Origin of the sequence: Alkalibacterium sp. 20, assembly GCF_001885615.1 — a bacterium.
Classification (GTDB): domain Bacteria; phylum Bacillota; class Bacilli; order Lactobacillales; family Carnobacteriaceae_A; genus Alkalibacterium.
The window spans coordinates 1-1989 of record NZ_LSRN01000087.1 but is presented as its reverse complement, the minus strand read 5'-3'; the positions used below and the strand labels follow the sequence as shown (position 1 = coordinate 1989).

At 36.1% G+C, this 1989-nt stretch carries 1 protein-coding gene; it reads left to right on the top strand.

Annotated elements, in window-relative coordinates; translation table 11 throughout:
• Positions 1-614: 614 nt before the first annotated feature.
• Entirely contained in the window at positions 615-1865 is a 1251-nt protein-coding gene (locus tag AX762_RS11495; RefSeq protein WP_177244110.1) for an LTA synthase family protein, read from the top strand.
• Positions 1866-1989 lie beyond the last annotated feature (124 nt).

The window sequence follows — 1989 nt, the reverse complement described above, 5'->3', positions numbered from 1 at the left end:
GATATAAAGGAGGCGTTTTCATGCTTAAAAATAAAAAAAGTCTGCCACTATTAGTTTATTATATACTTTCATTGTTCTTTATGGAGTTTATCTTGAGATTGAACGTAGTGGGAAATACCGGTTTTGTTTCTATAGGTCTTTTAATTTCTTTTATATTTTCAATGACTTTAGCCATTGTTATTTTTTTACTTTCCAGCTTATTCCAAAATAAAACCAATCATATTTTATCAGTTGTACTTCTTATAATAACGGGCTTAATCTTCTCTACACAATTTATTTATAATCAGTTCTTCAGGACCTTCTACAGCTTTTATTCAGCGGGAAATGTTTCTCAGATATTTGAATTTAGGCAGGATATAGGGACGATCATTTTAAATAATTATTATTGGATACTTTTATTTTTTCTGCCAGCTTTTTTTATCTTGCTTTGGGGTAAAAGAATGTTCAGTTTTGACAGGATAAGAGGAATTTATAGGGGATTATTGATTTGTTTAGTTATAATCTTTCATATAACAGCTTTGACTACAATTTGGTTCAATGGAAAAGATCAAAATTCAGCCTATGACTTATATTTCCAAACAAGGGACCCCGTTCTTTCTGTTGACAGGCTTGGTATGATCACTACCATGCGGTTAGATTTTCAAAGATTGGCTACTGGATGGTCACCTACCCAGACAGCTCCTGATATGCCTACCTCCAATCCAGAGCCAATAGATGAACCTGAAAAAGAGTATGCTGAAGCAGATATCGAAATGGAGACGGATGAAAAAGAAAATGTAGAGAAGGAAATAGAATATAATATGTTAGATATCGATTTCGATAAAATGCTTTCGGATGGAAATGATGACAGTCTCAACCAGATGCATAATTACTTTGCAAGCGTGGAACCTACAGCAAAAAATGAATACACTGGGAGATATGAAGGATATAACCTTATCTTTCTAACTGCTGAAAGTTTTGCTCCTTATGCTGTACATGAGGACGTGACACCCACTCTCTATAAAATGGTTCATGAAGGATACAATTTCACCGATTTTTATGTGCCCCTTTGGGATGTAAGTAGTTCCGATGGTGAATACGTATCATTGACCAGTCTTGTTCCCAAAAGTGGAATCTGGAGTTTTTCTGCTTCGGCCAATATAGAGCTGCCTTATGTTATGGGTAATCAATTAAAAGAACTCGGTTATAATACAGTCGCCTATCATAACCATAATTATACTTATTATAATAGAGATGCTTCCCATCCAAATATGGGCTATGATTACAAGGGAATCGGAAATGGTCTCGAAATAAGTGGAGGCTGGCCAAGGTCCGATCTGGAAATGATACAGGAAACGGTTCCTGAGTATATAGATGATGAACCCTTCCATGCTTATTACGTGACAGTCAGTGGCCATATGCAGTATTCCTTTGCAGGAAACAATATTGCTTATAAAAACAAAGAGTATGTCGCGGATTTACCTTATTCGGAACAAGCCAAAGCCTACCTGGCTACTCAAATCGAACTTGATAAAGCTTTAGAGAATATGCTGAAGCAACTGGAAGAGGCGGGTATTGCAGACAAGACATTAATTGTCTTAGCTACAGATCATTACCCCTATGGTCTTGATAACTCAACCATAGACGAACTTGCTGGACATAACGTGGACAGAACTTTTGAGCTCTATAAAAGCCCCTTGATTCTTTATTCAAAGGATATGGATCCTGTTACGATAGATAAACCAAGTTCGAATCTTGATATTGTCCCTACACTCTATAACCTACTTGGAGTAGAGTATGATTCCAGACTGTTTATGGGTACCGATATCTTTTCCGACTCTAGTCCTCTCGTCATGTTTAGAAATAAAAGCTTTATTACGGACTAAACTGGATCCTATAAAGTAGACGCTTAATAAAGCACCCTACTTTTAGGACCCAGTTTTTTGTTGTTTAAAAATTGAAATACTCCCTCTGATATTGGTAAACTACAGATAACTATTGGGTTTGAAT

Coding starts and splice junctions, on each gene's coding strand:
- AX762_RS11495 (WP_177244110.1), top strand. CDS start 615: ATGATCACTACCATGCGGTTAGATTTTCAAAGATTGGCTACTGGATGG.